The sequence below is a fragment of the Leptospira fluminis genome (assembly GCF_004771275.1).
Taxonomy (GTDB): domain Bacteria; phylum Spirochaetota; class Leptospiria; order Leptospirales; family Leptospiraceae; genus Leptospira_B; species Leptospira_B fluminis.
On the sequence record NZ_RQEV01000012.1, the window covers coordinates 389,444 to 403,453 of the forward strand.

The 14,010-nt window shown below is 48.4% G+C and carries 15 protein-coding genes; 5 read left to right on the forward strand and 10 right to left on the reverse strand.

Features of this window, described 5'->3' with window-relative positions:
- Positions 1 to 140: 140 nt before the first annotated feature.
- The 3 genes from xerD (at position 141) to EHO61_RS13780 (ending at position 2,029) form a co-directional block, all read left to right on the forward strand.
- The gene (xerD, locus tag EHO61_RS13770) at positions 141 to 1,037 is read left to right on the forward strand and encodes a site-specific tyrosine recombinase XerD (protein WP_135769340.1); all 897 of its coding nucleotides are present in this window, start codon (positions 141 to 143) and stop codon (positions 1,035 to 1,037) included.
- A 37-nt stretch (positions 1,038 to 1,074) separates the two neighbouring features.
- Entirely contained in the window at positions 1,075 to 1,500 is a 426-nt protein-coding gene (locus EHO61_RS13775; protein WP_135814123.1) for an ATP-binding protein, read from the forward strand.
- A gap of 133 nt (positions 1,501 to 1,633) precedes the next feature.
- Positions 1,634 to 2,029, forward strand: coding sequence for an LA_2478/LA_2722/LA_4182 family protein (locus tag EHO61_RS13780; protein WP_135814124.1), 396 nt, complete (start codon positions 1,634 to 1,636; stop codon positions 2,027 to 2,029).
- Between the two features lie 15 nt (positions 2,030 to 2,044).
- On the opposite strand, the gene EHO61_RS13785 is transcribed toward EHO61_RS13780, so the two are convergent.
- The 10 genes from EHO61_RS13785 to ccoN all read right to left on the reverse strand — a co-directional run bounded on the left by EHO61_RS13785 (position 2,045) and on the right by ccoN (position 11,989).
- Positions 2,045 to 3,766, reverse strand: a complete 1,722-nt coding sequence (locus tag EHO61_RS13785) for a DUF342 domain-containing protein (RefSeq protein WP_135814125.1) — start codon at positions 3,764 to 3,766, stop codon at positions 2,045 to 2,047.
- Positions 3,767 to 3,948: 182 nt separating this feature from the next.
- Positions 3,949 to 4,698, reverse strand: a complete 750-nt coding sequence (locus tag EHO61_RS13790; RefSeq protein WP_135814126.1) for a sulfite exporter TauE/SafE family protein — start codon at positions 4,696 to 4,698, stop codon at positions 3,949 to 3,951.
- Positions 4,695 to 4,868 (reverse strand): cbb3-type cytochrome oxidase assembly protein CcoS, encoded by a 174-nt coding sequence (ccoS, locus tag EHO61_RS13795; RefSeq protein ID WP_135814127.1) that lies wholly within the window; start codon positions 4,866 to 4,868, stop codon positions 4,695 to 4,697. The genes EHO61_RS13790 and ccoS overlap by 4 nt, the downstream gene beginning before the upstream one ends.
- Complete coding sequence (locus tag EHO61_RS13800) at positions 4,865 to 7,282, reverse strand: heavy metal translocating P-type ATPase (RefSeq protein ID WP_135814128.1); 2,418 nt, start codon at positions 7,280 to 7,282, stop codon at positions 4,865 to 4,867. The genes ccoS and EHO61_RS13800 overlap by 4 nt, the downstream gene beginning before the upstream one ends.
- Positions 7,279 to 7,764, reverse strand: coding sequence for a FixH family protein (locus tag EHO61_RS13805; RefSeq protein WP_135814129.1), 486 nt, complete (start codon positions 7,762 to 7,764; stop codon positions 7,279 to 7,281). Before EHO61_RS13805 ends, EHO61_RS13800 begins: the two co-directional genes overlap by 4 nt.
- Complete coding sequence (gene ccoG / locus EHO61_RS13810) at positions 7,748 to 9,121, reverse strand: cytochrome c oxidase accessory protein CcoG (RefSeq protein WP_135814130.1); 1,374 nt, start codon at positions 9,119 to 9,121, stop codon at positions 7,748 to 7,750. The genes EHO61_RS13805 and ccoG overlap by 17 nt, the downstream gene beginning before the upstream one ends.
- A gap of 57 nt (positions 9,122 to 9,178) precedes the next feature.
- Positions 9,179 to 9,712 carry a cbb3-type cytochrome c oxidase N-terminal domain-containing protein gene (locus tag EHO61_RS13815; protein ID WP_135814131.1) on the reverse strand — a complete coding sequence of 178 codons (534 nt, stop codon included), beginning with the start codon at positions 9,710 to 9,712 and terminating at the stop codon, positions 9,179 to 9,181.
- A gap of 4 nt (positions 9,713 to 9,716) precedes the next feature.
- On the reverse strand, positions 9,717 to 9,863 hold the full coding sequence (locus EHO61_RS13820; RefSeq protein ID WP_135769419.1) for a cbb3-type cytochrome c oxidase subunit 3: 147 nt from the start codon (positions 9,861 to 9,863) through the stop codon (positions 9,717 to 9,719).
- Between the two features lie 9 nt (positions 9,864 to 9,872).
- The gene (locus EHO61_RS13825) at positions 9,873 to 10,562 is read right to left on the reverse strand and encodes a cbb3-type cytochrome c oxidase subunit II (protein WP_135814132.1); all 690 of its coding nucleotides are present in this window, start codon (positions 10,560 to 10,562) and stop codon (positions 9,873 to 9,875) included.
- Positions 10,559 to 11,989, reverse strand: coding sequence for a cytochrome-c oxidase, cbb3-type subunit I (gene ccoN, locus EHO61_RS13830; RefSeq protein WP_425460355.1), 1,431 nt, complete (start codon positions 11,987 to 11,989; stop codon positions 10,559 to 10,561). The genes EHO61_RS13825 and ccoN overlap by 4 nt, the downstream gene beginning before the upstream one ends.
- Positions 11,990 to 12,441: 452 nt before the next feature.
- Here ccoN and EHO61_RS13835 point away from each other — a divergent pair, with 452 nt between their 5' ends.
- Positions 12,442 to 13,041, forward strand: a complete 600-nt coding sequence (locus tag EHO61_RS13835; RefSeq protein WP_135814134.1) for an LIC_11485 family protein — start codon at positions 12,442 to 12,444, stop codon at positions 13,039 to 13,041.
- Positions 13,042 to 13,115: 74 nt separating this feature from the next.
- Positions 13,116 to 14,000 carry a tetratricopeptide repeat protein gene (locus tag EHO61_RS13840; protein ID WP_246032138.1) on the forward strand — a complete coding sequence of 295 codons (885 nt, stop codon included), beginning with the start codon at positions 13,116 to 13,118 and terminating at the stop codon, positions 13,998 to 14,000.
- Positions 14,001 to 14,010: the final 10 nt, after the last annotated feature.

Consider the following 14,010-nt stretch of genomic DNA (forward strand, 5'->3'; position numbering starts at 1 on the left):
CTAAAAAAAGAGAATTTTTCCAGTCGAATTTGTACAATTTACGGGCCTTCCCATACCGCAATCTTAAAAAAGTTTCAATCTAGCGGGAGAATTTGTCCGAAGGATTTAGTACTGTAATACGTGGAAGCGGGACTAAGAAAGTGACATCTTCTCATAAGAATTTACTCCAAAATTTCCAGGAATACCTCTCGGTAGAGAAGGGTCTAAGCGACAATTCGATCTATTCGTACGGATACGACCTGAACAAATTCAAGAACTTCCTGGAAAAGGAACATATCGATTTTCTGGAAGTCCAGGCCAACGATATAGTGAGGTTCCTGAACGAAGAGAGAAATCGGAAGATTTCCGCGAAGACCATCGCACGAGAAGTGGTCGCCATAAGGCAATTTTATAAATTTCTGAAAGACGAAAAGAAGCTGGATTCCAATCCGACGGAGAAAATCGAAACTCCGGAAGTTATGCGGTCCATACCGGATTATCTCACTCAGGAAGAGATAGAGGAGCTTTTCAGCGCGATTCGTGAGGACCATTTGTACGAACTGAGGGACAAGTGCATATTCGAATTGCTTTATTCCTCCGGTCTTCGGATTTCGGAAGCCTGCAATCTTCGCTTAACGGACATCGATATGGCGGGAATGACCCTAACTGTGGAAGGGAAGGGTGGACGCCAACGACTGGTACCGTTCGGCGAAAAATCCTTGGATATTCTGAACCGTTATCTCAAACAAAGTAGACCCTATATCCTTAAGAACCGGAACTGCGATTATCTTTTCGTTTCGAAAAAAGGATCCTTCATCAACCGTAAATCCGTGTGGAGACTTTTGAATCATTATATCAAAAGGACCGGAATCAAGAAGAAGGTCACTCCTCACACATTACGCCATTCGTTCGCGACCCATCTTTTAGAGAACCACGCGGATCTTAAATCCGTTCAGGAACTTTTGGGCCATATCGATATCTCTACCACCCAGATATACACGCACATGGCCAACAAGACCCTGAAGGAAGTCCATAAGAAGTTCCATCCTAGAGGATAATCCTCTTCAGAATGATCGTACACCATCGAGGGTTTCGATGACGGATCCGAAAAAGGCGAATTACTCCAACCAGTTTCGGATCCAAATTCCGTCCCATCCGAGGTACGTATCGGCGGCCAGGAATTTCGTATACAATCTGGCCCATGAGTCGGGATTTACACTTTACGATTCCGCGGATTTGAAGTTAGCCGTGGGGGAATGCCTTTTAAACGTCATCAAACACGCTTATCTTGGAAAGAACGAATATCCGATTTTTTTGGAGATTTCTCTTTTCGAGAACAGAATGGAGATCCGAATACGGGATTTCGGAGTTCAGAGAAAACTCTCCGAAATGAGAGGTTATGATTTGGGCGATTACCGCGAGGAAGGATTGGGGTTATTTCTTGTGAGGAAGCTCACGGATCATTTTTACATCGACCAATCCGGAAAGGGAAATCGTCTCATCCTGACCAAGATGAAATAGGAAAATCGCCTTTTGCGGAATCGGAGTTTTTGCTCCGCCGGTTTCGACGCCTTTTTGAAGGGTTCGGAATCCGGGAATCCAGGAAAAATCTTGTTTCCTAAAATCCCCAGGGTCTTATACGGTATCTCCGTCGATGAAATCGAAACTTCCGGCATTGCTTCTCCTCCTTTTTTGCCCCCTTTTTCAGTGTAGAAAAGGCCCGTCTCTTTCCCGGGAAGAGGTGAAAAAATTAAGCTCTTCTTATATTCTGGAATTGTGTCGTAAAAATCTGGAATGTTCCGCGCTTTATCTCGAGTCTTTGCCCGCTTCGGAAAAGGAAGCCGCCAAGTCCGAATTTTATTCGCTGGAACAATGCATGGAAGGACAGAAGGATCAGAGCATCCTTCCTGACGATTATGAAAAAGTGACGGACGAGCAGATCGCAAAAGTAAGGCATTGTATGGACGATTTACTCAAGACCCCTTGTTCCGCCATGGAGGAATCGGGCGGAATCCCTTCCTGCAGGGAACTGTTTCGTACGGTTGAATAATCCGTTAAGGCTCGGTTAAGGCTCGGCGAGAAGATCACCGGAACGCGTCTCTTCTTGGAGCAATCCGAGACGTTTCGGGCGCACTTTGGAATGAGCAACTTGTCCGTCCGAACCCAGGTATAAAAAGGAAGGTCCGGGGATTTCCTTTAATTTCACCTTAAAACTGCGGTTTCTTCCCAGATTGGCATCCACTCCCGGAAAAATCTCGCGTTCGACTTCTATGTACGAATTCCGATCGGGTTCGAAGGAAAGTATCACGGACTGTTCCTGCGCCTGGAGGTTTTGCAGAATGGATTGGTATTTTTGTTTGATCGCTTGTAGTTTCGGAAGGCTTTCCTTCTCTTCTGCGGTAAGGGACCGTCTTTGGGCTTCCTCATTCAGCTTGACGATGCTCGTCTCCACTTTCTTCAGGACTTCCTGATTCTTACGGATCTCGGCCTTCAGGTCCTCGAGTTCCGTCAGCAATTCCGGAGGCAATCCGCAGCTAAGTACCGTCTTGGTTTCTACCACCGCTCCCAACTTGGAACAGACGATGCTCTTGCCGGCAACGCATTCTCCGCCGATGAGTTCTCCCCGTCCTCCCCGGACCAATACGGATTCTCCCGCGATCAATTCCGAATGCATGGAGGCTTCCTCTATGAAGATGGAGTTCTTTGCGATCATCTTTCCTTGTTCTACGAATTTCGCATAGATATCGTTTCCGGATTGGATTAGACCGCCGTTACGCCCCATAAATCCTCCGGACAGGACGATATCGCCGGCGGCCTTTAGAAAGACCTTGCCTACGGATTTTTTGATAATGATGGAACCTTCCGTTTCCAGGACGAATCCGTCGGCAATGGATTCTTCCACTATGATCGTGCCGGGAAAGCTTACGTTTCCGGTGGAAAAATCGACATGATCCAAATGACAGACCTCGTCTACCCGGATCAATCCGTGTCTATCCAGGATAGGACGACCGTCGATAAGAGCGAAGAGTTGGTTTCCGTCTTCCGAAATCTTTACGTTGGGTCCCAACTTCCATTCCGCGGTTTTTCCCTCTTCGAAAGGAAGGACTTCGCCCAATACGTTATGCCCGATCTTTCCCGGCCGAGGGGAACCTTTTTCCGCCAGCTTTTGGTTCTTCTTAACGCTTTGAATGATATGAATGTTTTTAAAATCGACGCGTCCGAATTCGTCCTCCTCCAAAACGGGGGACTCCGGATATTGGAACAGAATTTTCAGATCCCCGTCGGAACCGGGAACGGGATGCTCGCCCTCCGCCAAGAGAGTTCTTTTTCCGAATTCCTCCGCTTTGGCCAGACGAAGGATTTCCTCGTTTTTGATTCCGAAACGGATATTGTTTTTCAGAAGCGTCTCGAGGAGTTCCTCTTCGTTCAATAATTTGCCTCCGTATTTGGGAGGTTGGAGGATTCCGTGGACCGTCATTTTATCTTCCGACATTTTCAAATCCAGAACGCTAGTTTCCGGCTTTCCGGGCCATTTGCCTACGTAATGAGGCCCGCCGTCCTTTTCGGAGACGATGCGTTTGATCTCCTCTTCCGAGATGCCGGAAATTCGGAACACTTCCAGCCGTTTTCGTACTTCCTTGATTTCTACGTTCTTCCCTTTTTTTCCGGAAGGAAAGACGGTCAAATACGCTAGACCGTCCGTATTCTCGATCTTAAAAAAGCCGACTTCGTTTTCCTCCAGATCACGGAGCAGGGAATCGGTGTAATTGCGGATCGAATCGGTCATTCTTCGGTTCCGATATTGGAGAGTAACGCCCATCCTATTTTTTACAATCGAAATCTTAGGCCAAGACTTTAGGGATAAGAAGGAAAAACGCGGCGCAGATCCGAAAACTTTTTACGGAATCGATCTCGAAAATCGGGCGAGTGCCTTTTTTTTCGATCTTATCGAAGGGAAGGAGAGTCCTTTCAGTTCGAGTGAGAGGAATGGGATTCGTGCGCATTTTGTATGTGTGCGGAATGTCCCGAATGGTCGTGCCCGATTCGGAAAAAAATCCAACCGATTCCGATCAGGATCACTATGATTCCCGCAAATCTTGCCCGATTTCCTACGAGTTTCGAAGCCAACGTACGAAAGCCGAATCCGAAAAGGAAGAGTAGGGGAAAGGTTCCTAAAAAGAAGGAAATCATGATCCCTCCTCCGAGCCAAGGAGATCCTGTGGCGAAGGCGAGTGCGAACGCGGGATAGAGGACTCCGCAAGGAAGCAATCCGGTTACTAATCCGAAAGCGAATCCTAACAGAGGAGGGAGAAACGGTTTTTCGTGTCCCGAACGGAGAGATTGCAGGATGGGTTTAGCGATCTTTTCCAGAATCTTTGCGGATAAGCGGAAGGAAACACGACTGCCTCCGAAAAAGAGAGAAAGCCCGAAGAAAAGCAGAAAGAATCCCGAGATCCAAGCCGCGATTTCACGGACCCAACCCAGCTCCACGGAAACGAAATTCGCCCCTTGACCGGCTGCGCCGAATAGGATTCCCAAAAGGGAATACGAACCCAGACGGCCTAAATTATAAGAAACCTGCAGGAATGCGTTGGACCGCCAGCCGCTTTCTCCGGACGAAACAGAAAGTGTTCCGGCGAAAGGGCCGCACATCCCGACACAGTGGAGGGAACTTGCGAGCCCTTGCAGGAACGCGGCGCCGAAAATCGGTAGGATCATTTCTCCTTTCCCTCTTCGTTCGGTTTCTCTTCCTCGTCGTCGAAGAGCATCCTATACTTGGGACCTTCTATATCTTCGTACTGTCCGGAGCGGTAGCTCCAGAGAAAAATGAAAAACGAACCGAAGGCTATGAATAAGGCGATTGGGACAGTCATGTACAATGCGTTCAAAATCGAATCCTCCTTTTTAATGAAACGGAATTCAGTACGACGGTGATCGAACTTAAAGTCATAAACCCCGCGCAGATCACTGGGAGCATATAACCCAGGGCGGCGATCGGAATCATTATGGAATTGTAAGTTAAGGATAGGGCGATATTCTGCAAAATGATCCGTCTCGTAGTTTTCGCTATGGAAACCGCTTTCGGGAGGGAATCCAAGCGGTTTTGCACTAGGATCAAATCGGAACGGTCCAGACTTAAGTCGGAACCCATCCCCATGGAGATTCCGAGGTTCGCTTGCGCGATACAGGCAGAATCGTTGATGCCGTCTCCCACCATTACGACGGTTTCTCCTTTCTTTTGGGCTTCCCTGATTCTATCCCTTTTTTGTTCCGGCGAGAGATCGCCTTCGAATTCTTGGATTCCGATTTCTCCAGCCAAGCGTTCCACCTTTTCGGAAGAATCTCCGGAAAGAAGCTGCAGATGAGGGATGGAACTTTTCAAAAGAGTAATGCTTTTTTTCGCGTCCGACCTGGGCGAATCTCCGAACTTCCAGGCTACCATAGGATGTAAATTCCGAGTGAAATAAATCCATCCGTCGTTTTTACTTTCCGATTCGAAGGCGAATTTTCTGTTTCCGATCCTGTACAGGTTTCCGTTTTCTCCCGGACGTTTTGCCTCGATTCCGAAGCCGGGAATTTCCCGGATTTCCTTCCAGAACGTCTCGGGAGAAGAGTGATCGTTCGATTTTTCCCCTAAAGCCCGGACCAAGGACTTCGCTAACGGATGCGAGGAATTCGTTTCCAGAGAGTAGGCTAGATTTCTGTAATAGACAGGACGATCCTCTCCGAAGATTTTTTCCTCCTGCAATTCCAATTTTCCCGTGGTCAAGGTCCCGGTTTTGTCGAAAAAGATCCGATCCGCCTTTGCTAGGGTTTCCGTCGATTCCGGATTTTTCACCAGAATTCCCGCTTGGGATTGAAGCAAATGACTGACTACCAACGCGGCAGGTACGCTGAGTCCTAAGGCGCAAGGGCAGGCGACGATGAGAACGCTGATGGTATTCAAGACCGCGGTTTCCGTTCCGGAATTTCCCCACCAATACAGGAAGGTTCCGAGAGCCACGAGTAGAACGATTTTGACGAAAACGGACGCGAGTTTGTCGGTGGTTCTCTGTAGTTTCGGTTTCGTGAGCAGAGATTCCTCCAAAAGTCGGCCTATCTGAGCCAATGTGCTTTGAGAAGAAGTTCCTAACGCACGGAAAAAAATCGCGCCGGAAAGATGTATGGATCCCGCGCGCAGAAAATCACCCCGGACTTTGTGAACCGGTTCGCTTTCTCCCGTAAGAACGGATTCGTCAAAGTAACCGTTTTCCGATTCCAGAATTCCGTCGACGGGAACCTTGCTACCGGAAACCAATTTGATTCTGTCTCCCTCGGCGAGTACGGATGTGGAAACCTTCTTCCAGATTCCGTCCCGTTCCGCTTCGTATTCCTCCGGTAGAAGGGATAAAAGTTCCCCCACTTTGGAACCTGCCTTGTACCTCATATAAGCTTCCAAGTATTTACCGAGCAAAATGAAAAAATAGATCGTGCAAACCGAATCGAAATAGACTTCCCCCCTGTCGGTGAGAGTCACATAAGCGCTATAAAAATACGCTAGGCTTACTCCTAAAAATAGCAGAGTGTCCATGGAAAGGAATCTTCTCTTCCAGGATTCCAGGGCTCCTTTCCAGAAAGGATATCCCGAAAAGACATAGACCGGTGTGGCGAGAATCCAGGAAACGTAATGGAAGAGTTTTTTAATTCCGAGATCCATACCTTCGAAATATCCCGCGTACAAACCTGCGGAGAAAAGCATGATGTTTCCCCAGCAAAAACCGGCAACGACCATTCGTAAGGTCAGGTCTTTGAACGGTTTTTCCACCTTCGCTTCGGATTTGTAAGGGGAATATAGATTGGGGGTGTATCCTAATTTTCGGACACACTCGAAGATTCCGCTCAGGTTCGTTTTGTTCCGGTCGAATTCCACATTCAATCGGGAAGTCGCAAAATTCATTCTCGCGGTGACAACACCAGGCACCCGGGAAAGCGCGGTTTCGTTTAACCATACGCAGGCGCTACAATGGATGCCGCCTATACTCAGTCGTACTAGGGAATTCCCTTCCGCCGTCTTCTCCACATACTCTGAATATACCGATTCCGTTTCCAATCTGGAATCCGGAGTTTGCTTTGTGGGAATTTCCGCAGGATCCAACTTTTGCCCGCCGCGGATCTCGTAAAAATGTCCGAGTCCGCTGGTAAGCAATAAGGAAGAAAGCTCCGCACATCCGTTGCAACAATACGTCCTTTCGATTCCCGAAACTTGTCGGAAAACGGGAGTTTCATCCAGCGTAGAGTTGCAATGGAAGCAGACTTGACTCACCGTATCGCTCTCAGTAGTCGACTTCGTTCGAATTTGCCGTCCTTCGTTTCCGCGAAAATGGTGGCGGTCCAGTCTCCGGAAAAGGGAACTTCCAGATCCGCCTCATAAACTCCAGGCGAAATCGAACGGAATGAAGCCTGCCGATTGTAGGCATCCGTGGCGCTTTTCTCGACTCGGATCCTCACGTTTGCGTCTGTGACTGAGGATCCGTTTCGGTAAAGAAGCAATCTTAACGTTTGTTTTCCCGTTTTTAAGGGAGCGGTCCCGGAGAACCAATCCGCCTGGAAATCGTACCCTAAGGCGATCATCTTTTTTTGTTCCGCGATTGCGGCTTCGTATCTCAACCCTTTTTCGTAGTAATCCTTTTCGACGGGAGGGGTGTGGCTGGACGTCGCGACTCGGACCGTCCAGATTGTGGCGGAAATCAATCCGACAAAACAGATCGCAACGAGAACAAAGGCTCTTTTAAGGCTTGGATGCAAGTGTGTTTCCTCCGGTAGGACCGAATGCGATTCCTAGAGGTAATAGGAAAGGGATCCGGTCGGATTTTGCGAATGCGGGTTGGTGAAGATCGGTGACTTTTAAAAAGATTTCGTGACTTCTTTTGGACGCATCCTTCGGTGAAGCGTTTTTCAATTCCAGAATCAATCGATAATGCATGTTCGAGTTCGGTAGGAGTTCCACGGAAGCCTCTTCCGTTCCTCCCACCAGAATATGCAATTCTCCCTCCAAATCCGAGCGGTCCACTTGAAATTTGAGCTTTCTCCCTTCGAACGTAAGGTTCTGGATCTGGACTTCGTAGAAATTTCTGACAATCCCTCCCGGGAGCGCCATCGGTTGGATGTTTCTATCCGGAAGTACGGACAAATACATAGGAACACGATTCCAGAGAAGGATACTGGAAACGGATAGTACCAGCAGGAGCAGACCCCCGTAAACAATCGTTCTTGGGCGGAGTAGGCGTACTTTGGAGTTTCGATTCTCGACTTGCTTTTCCGACCAATAACCGATGAGGGTTTTCTTTCCTTCCTTTGCCATTTGGTGAGTGCAAGCGTCGGAGCATTTTCCACAAGCGATACACCCCACGTTAGTTCCTTCTCGGATATCGATTCCGGTGGGGCAAACGACGAGGCACATATTGCATGCGGTGCAATCGCCGATTTTTGTCGTGCCCTTTCGTCTCGGTTCGCCTCTTCGATAATCGTAGGTGATATTGATGGAATCTCCATCCATCATCACTGTCTGGAATCTGGCGTATGGGCAGGCGTACTTGCAGAATTGTTCCCGTATAAATGCCATGTCCACATACATGGAACCGGTAAAGAAAGCGGTGAAATACGCCCAGCTCGGAATCGTGGAGTTCGCGGAATAGTCCCGAACGTCGGCTACCATCAGATAGGGATCGGAAAAATATGAAATCCAGGCCAAGGAAGCTAAGAGGCTGACTAGGATCCAAATCAGGTGGGTTCCGATCCTGCCTAAAATCGAAGCGTCTTTTTTTCCGTATTTACTTCCTAAAATGAGGCGGCCTATCTTATCGAAAATATCGGTATAGATCGTTTGAGGGCAAGCCCAGCCGCACCAAACTCTTCCGATCAGGGAAGTGAATAGGAAGAGGGAGAGTCCCATTCCCAGTAGGAAGAGATGAAGGAAATAACCTTCCTGGGGAGTGAATATATTTCCGAGTAAAAAGAATTTTCTTTCCGGGATATCCAACCGGATGAGCGGGAGGTTCCCCCAGCGTAGCCAAGGGGTACCGGCGAATAGAATGACTAAGAAGACTTGTACGATCGTGCGTGCGTTTCGTATTTTGCCCGACATGGGGCGGGAAATTACCATTTGGTTTCCTCCGGATCGGACCCGCCCATATTCAGAATGGGCGGGTTAAATTTCATTTCACTTGGAGGGTTTTAAATTCGGATTCTTTGAAGCTAACCAGGCCATTACCTGATAGACTTTCTCCGAGCCTAAAGTGTTTTCATGGGGAGGCATAGGGCCTCTTCCCAATTTGGCCTTGTCAGGACCGATTCCCTTCATGATCTCTTGGTAAATTTCCGCGTCGGTATTCCCGTGCAGCCATTCCTTATCCATCAAGTTCGGTCCCACCAAGCCTTCTCCCGTCGGGCCGTGGCAAGCCACGCAGTACGTCTGGAAGGTGACTTGCCCCGCAGAGATCGCTTTCTCGTCCCCTCGGAAGGGATTTACCCCGTCCTTAGACGCTACCACGTTCGTTTTTTGCGGGAAGTCTTTTTCGTATTCCTGAATCTGTTCCGCGTACTGCTCTCCGGTTCCCCACGAGGAAAATCCGTGAAAGTAGATCGCGTATACGACTGCGAATAGGATAGAGCCCAGCCAAACCCAAACCCACCAAGCGGGTAGAGGATTATCGGATTGTTTTATGCCGTCGAATTCTTTGTTCGGATCGCTCATTCGATCAATCCTCCTCTAACATGCGGTATTTCGGCTTTTCCATGCGGTCCCTACGTTTACGACCGTAAACGTAGGCAAAGATCAGAGCTATCGCTATCACGAGGACAGGAAGCCTGAGCGCTTTATATATCTGTAATGTATCTAAATCCATCATTCTTCCCTATTTCAGACTCTTGGCAAGTTCCGCGCTGTCTCTACCCAATTTCAATAGATAGGCGATCAATGCGTCTCCTTCCGTTTTTCCCGCCAACTCCGCCGTACCCGCTTCGATTTCCGCATCGGTGTAGGGAACTCCTACGCTTCTGAGGCCTCTCATGTGGGCAGCGATCTTGCTCGGATCCAATTTGGCACTTTCCTCGAAGAGCCAAGGATAAGCAGGCATCACGGAACCTTGGGCGGTATCCCTCGGGTTGATCAAATGGGTTTTGTGCCATTCCGCGGAAGCCTGGATTTGGGATTCGTGAGCCAAGTCCGGACCCGTTCTTTTGGAGCCCCAAAGGAACGGGTGGTCATAGACGAATTCTCCCGCCTTGGAATAACCGTCCCGACCGAAGGATTTTTGAGGATCGAAACGATCCACTTCCCACTTGAACGGACGGATGACTTGGGTATGGCAGTTATTGCAGCCTTCCCTTTGGTAAACGTCTCGACCCGCGATTTCGAGAGCGGTGTAAGGTTTTACGTTCGCTATCGGTTCCGCAGTTTTGGAAAGAAAGAAAGGGGGAATCAATTCGAAGATTCCGCCGCAGAGGACGGCGATCGTCGTATAGATCGTGAATTTGACTCCGTTGGTTTCCCACTTATCCGTATAACCGGAAAACCAATCCAATAATTTATCGAACCAACTCATGCTTTTACCTCCTTGAGGCCGACACGAAGGTCGATTTCTTTCCAACCGCTTCCTGCAGTGGCGATCGTCTTGATTACGTTATAAATCATGACGAAGAGACCGGTAACGTAGAGTACTCCGGCGATTCCTCTGAATAGACGGAACGGTTTGAGCACTTCCGTAATCTGCACCCAATTGGGATATTTCAGAGCTCCCGTTTCGTCCACCGCTCTCCACATGGAACCTTCCGTAACTCCCGAAACCCACATCGAAACGATGTAGAGCAGGATGCCTAAGGTCGCTACCCAGAAATGGAAATTGGCAAGTCTTTCCGAATACAGGTTAGTATTCCAGACTCTTGGAACGAGATAGTAAATGACCGCAAAAGACATCATTCCTACCCAGCCCAGCGTTCCTCCATGAACGTGCCCGATGATCCAATCCGTATTGTGACCCAAGGCGCTCACCGATCGAATGGATAGTAACGGACCTTCGAAAGTGGACATACCGTAAAAGGTGATCCCGACCAGGAGCATCTTTAAGGTGGCATCCGTTTTGATTTTTTCCTTTGCCTGAGTTAGGGTTAGGAAGCCGTTTAACATTCCTCCCCAGGAAGGCATCCAGAGCATGATGCTGAATACCATACCCGTAGTTTGTAACCAATCGGGGAGCGGAGAATACAGCAAGTGGTGAGGGCCGGCCCATATATAGATGAAAATCAGCGACCAGAAATGGATGATCGATAGTCTATGACTGTAGATCGGTTGCTTGATATGTTTCGGGAGGTAGTAATACATCAATCCCAAAAACGGGGTCGTTAGAACGAAGGCCACCGCGTTGTGTCCGTACCACCATTGGATGTTGGCATCATACACTCCCGCGAATAGGGAATACGATTTGGTCAAGCCTACGGGAACAGCAAGATTGTTCACGATGAACAGAATCGGAATCGTAACGAATGAGGCTATATAGAACCAGATCGCGGCGTAGAGCTGCTTCTCTTCTCTGGTAAAAATCGTTCCGAAGTAATTTACCAGGAAGATCACGAACCAAACCACGATTAGGAGATCCAAAGGCCATTCCAGCTCGGCGTATTCCTTAGACTGGTTCAGACCTAGAGGCAGGGTGATCGCAGCGAGAACGATAGTCAGATTGTATAATACAAAATGAATGTTCGCCAGTCGATCGCTCCATATTCTCACTCTGCAGAGTCTTTGGACGGTATGATAAGCGGTCGCAAATATGATGCTGAGCGCAAAGCCGAATATTGCCGCGTTTGTGTGGAGCGGGCGGAGTCTTCCGAAGGTAAAATACGGGCCGAAATTCAGCTCCGGAAATACCATCTGGAAGGCGATCCAAGTTCCGATTAACATCGAAGCCACGCCCCATACCAACGCGGAGATTAGAAATCCTTTTACGATTCTATCGTTGTATTTTTGGGAATTCATCATTTCTCCGTTCCCGTGGACAGGGATTAATACCAAGGATTCGAAACTCGAATAAAAAGCCAAGCAAGGAAGTCGTTCGCTCGTTTCCCGACGCGCTGACAATTGTCAACCGTACTGGAACATTCAATTTAATGAATATTTGTATTTATTCTTAAAATCATTTCGCAAAAACGAAGGAATGTTTTTGGTTTTGAGAATCTTTCTTAGTATAGATTTTGAACGGTTCTTTGCTGAGTGATTTGGGTAAGTATTGAGCCGAGCATACGACGATACGAGGATTTTCACTTCGTAAAAGCTGCGCGAGAAAACGATAAAGACAGGCGAGGGATTGTGAAGAAGGTCCGAAACGCTGCTTTAAGTGCAGAAAATCCGCGGGAAAATTGAGACTTAGGCCGAAATTATCCCCTTGAAAAAAAATGAAAAACCACCGATCCTAATAGATAGGAATCGAGATGGCTTTTAATCCTTTCGCAGTTTTGACAGGTATCCGACAGTCCGTAGACGGAATTCTGGGAGGGCTTCCTCCGCAAACCGTCAAGATGATCGGAAAGGCGGCTCTTGCTCTCGCCGCCCTAGTCGCCTTAGCCTTGGGCTGGTTCAGCTTTCAAAAAGGATTGGAAATGGCGGGAGAAGAGGATCGAGCAAAGGTTTTGGATCGAAAGGCTCTTTTTTTGGAAGATATAGAAAGGGAATACAACCGGAAAAGAAGGGACGTTCATTGGAGCGATCCTAGTTTGCGGGATTCTTCGACTTCTTCCTTTGAGATAGAAAGGTATTCCCAAGAGAAGCCCAAAGACGGTCCTAGCGCTCCCAACGGTTCCTTGGAAGAAGGAAATACACTTTCGAATTCGCGTAGGAAGGAAGGGGATTCCAGAGTATTTTTTCCGAACGAATCGGAACGCCCTCCCAGAGAGGATTTGGCTCCTCCCGGAACTTCCTCCAACGATTCCCCTCGTTTGGAACCGAAGGGAGAGTCGACTCCTTCCTCGATTCCTAAGAACGAATCCAGATTGGAAAAGCCTCCCAGAAAACCCAGCCAGTTGAGAGAATGACTCCGAAAGTTCCGAAATTTTTTCCGTTCCTTATTATCCTCTGTCTCTTCCTAACGGATCGACTTTTCGCGCAAATGCCCTTGCCGTTTCCGGAAGATCTCCGGGAAATATCCGCTGCAAGCGAGGTGATTCCCTCTTCCGATTCGGAAATCGAGTCAGATCTTCCCCCGAAAGAAATCAAAGAAGACGAATCCAAGATCGCGGAGAAGCTGCCTGAGGACAGGGAAGACCGGACCGTAAAAGAAAAGCACCCCGAACCGGAAAAACCGAAGCGTACTCTTCCCCCGAATCTTACGGAGAAAAAAGGAAAGAAAGGCGGTAAAAGGGAAGGAGGAGACTCCGGCAAGGCGGCCTATGAAAGAGGTTTATTCAGACTTCGTAATGGACAAAAAGAGGCCGCTCAAGAGGAATTTTCCAAAGCCGCCGCAGGGGGCGGGGAAATGTCGGGAAAGGCCAAATTGGAATTGTCCAAATTTTCCGGATCCGGGGAACAGCCGCAGACTTCCGAGGGACAGGACGAGGAGATCAAGTGGAAATCCTTACTGGAATCCGCAAGAACGCTCCGATCTCAATCCAAATATCCGGAGGCCGAATCGGCTCTTTTACAGGTGGCAACCGAGGCTCCCGATGAGTTTCGGGCTCAAGCGTATTTACAATTGGGAGACTCTCTTTTTCGCCAGGGGAAATACAAGGAGGCTCGTTCTTATCTGATCGATTTTTGGAACCGATTCGGGAAAAAATATCCGATCGGAGACGATGTACGTTCCGCGGAATTTAAAAGACAGAGAGAAGAGAGGGATCTAGGCGCTTATCTCTTGTTCAAGGCGAGTTACAAATCCGGGGAGACGGAATGGGCGAAAAAATTCCTCTCCAAGTATCTGGAAAAATCCTCGAAGGACGTAGAGAGCAAGTTTTCTCCCATGCGTTCCGAATTGGAAAATTTCGCCCGACGAGAATGATCGGTTTTTC

Coding starts and splice junctions, on each gene's coding strand:
- EHO61_RS13775 (WP_135814123.1), top strand. CDS start 1,075: ATGACGGATCCGAAAAAGGCGAATTACTCCAACCAGTTTCGGATCCAA.
- EHO61_RS13780 (WP_135814124.1), top strand. CDS start 1,634: ATGAAATCGAAACTTCCGGCATTGCTTCTCCTCCTTTTTTGCCCCCTT.
- EHO61_RS13785 (WP_135814125.1), bottom strand. CDS start 3,766: ATGACCGATTCGATCCGCAATTACACCGATTCCCTGCTCCGTGATCTG.
- EHO61_RS13790 (WP_135814126.1), bottom strand. CDS start 4,698: ATGATCCTACCGATTTTCGGCGCCGCGTTCCTGCAAGGGCTCGCAAGT.
- ccoG (WP_135814130.1), bottom strand. CDS start 9,121: ATGGTAATTTCCCGCCCCATGTCGGGCAAAATACGAAACGCACGCACG.
- EHO61_RS13815 (WP_135814131.1), bottom strand. CDS start 9,712: ATGAGCGATCCGAACAAAGAATTCGACGGCATAAAACAATCCGATAAT.
- EHO61_RS13820 (WP_135769419.1), bottom strand. CDS start 9,863: ATGGATTTAGATACATTACAGATATATAAAGCGCTCAGGCTTCCTGTC.
- EHO61_RS13825 (WP_135814132.1), bottom strand. CDS start 10,562: ATGAGTTGGTTCGATAAATTATTGGATTGGTTTTCCGGTTATACGGAT.
- ccoN (WP_425460355.1), bottom strand. CDS start 11,989: ATGAATTCCCAAAAATACAACGATAGAATCGTAAAAGGATTTCTAATC.
- EHO61_RS13835 (WP_135814134.1), top strand. CDS start 12,442: ATGGCTTTTAATCCTTTCGCAGTTTTGACAGGTATCCGACAGTCCGTA.
- EHO61_RS13840 (WP_246032138.1), top strand. CDS start 13,116: ATGCCCTTGCCGTTTCCGGAAGATCTCCGGGAAATATCCGCTGCAAGC.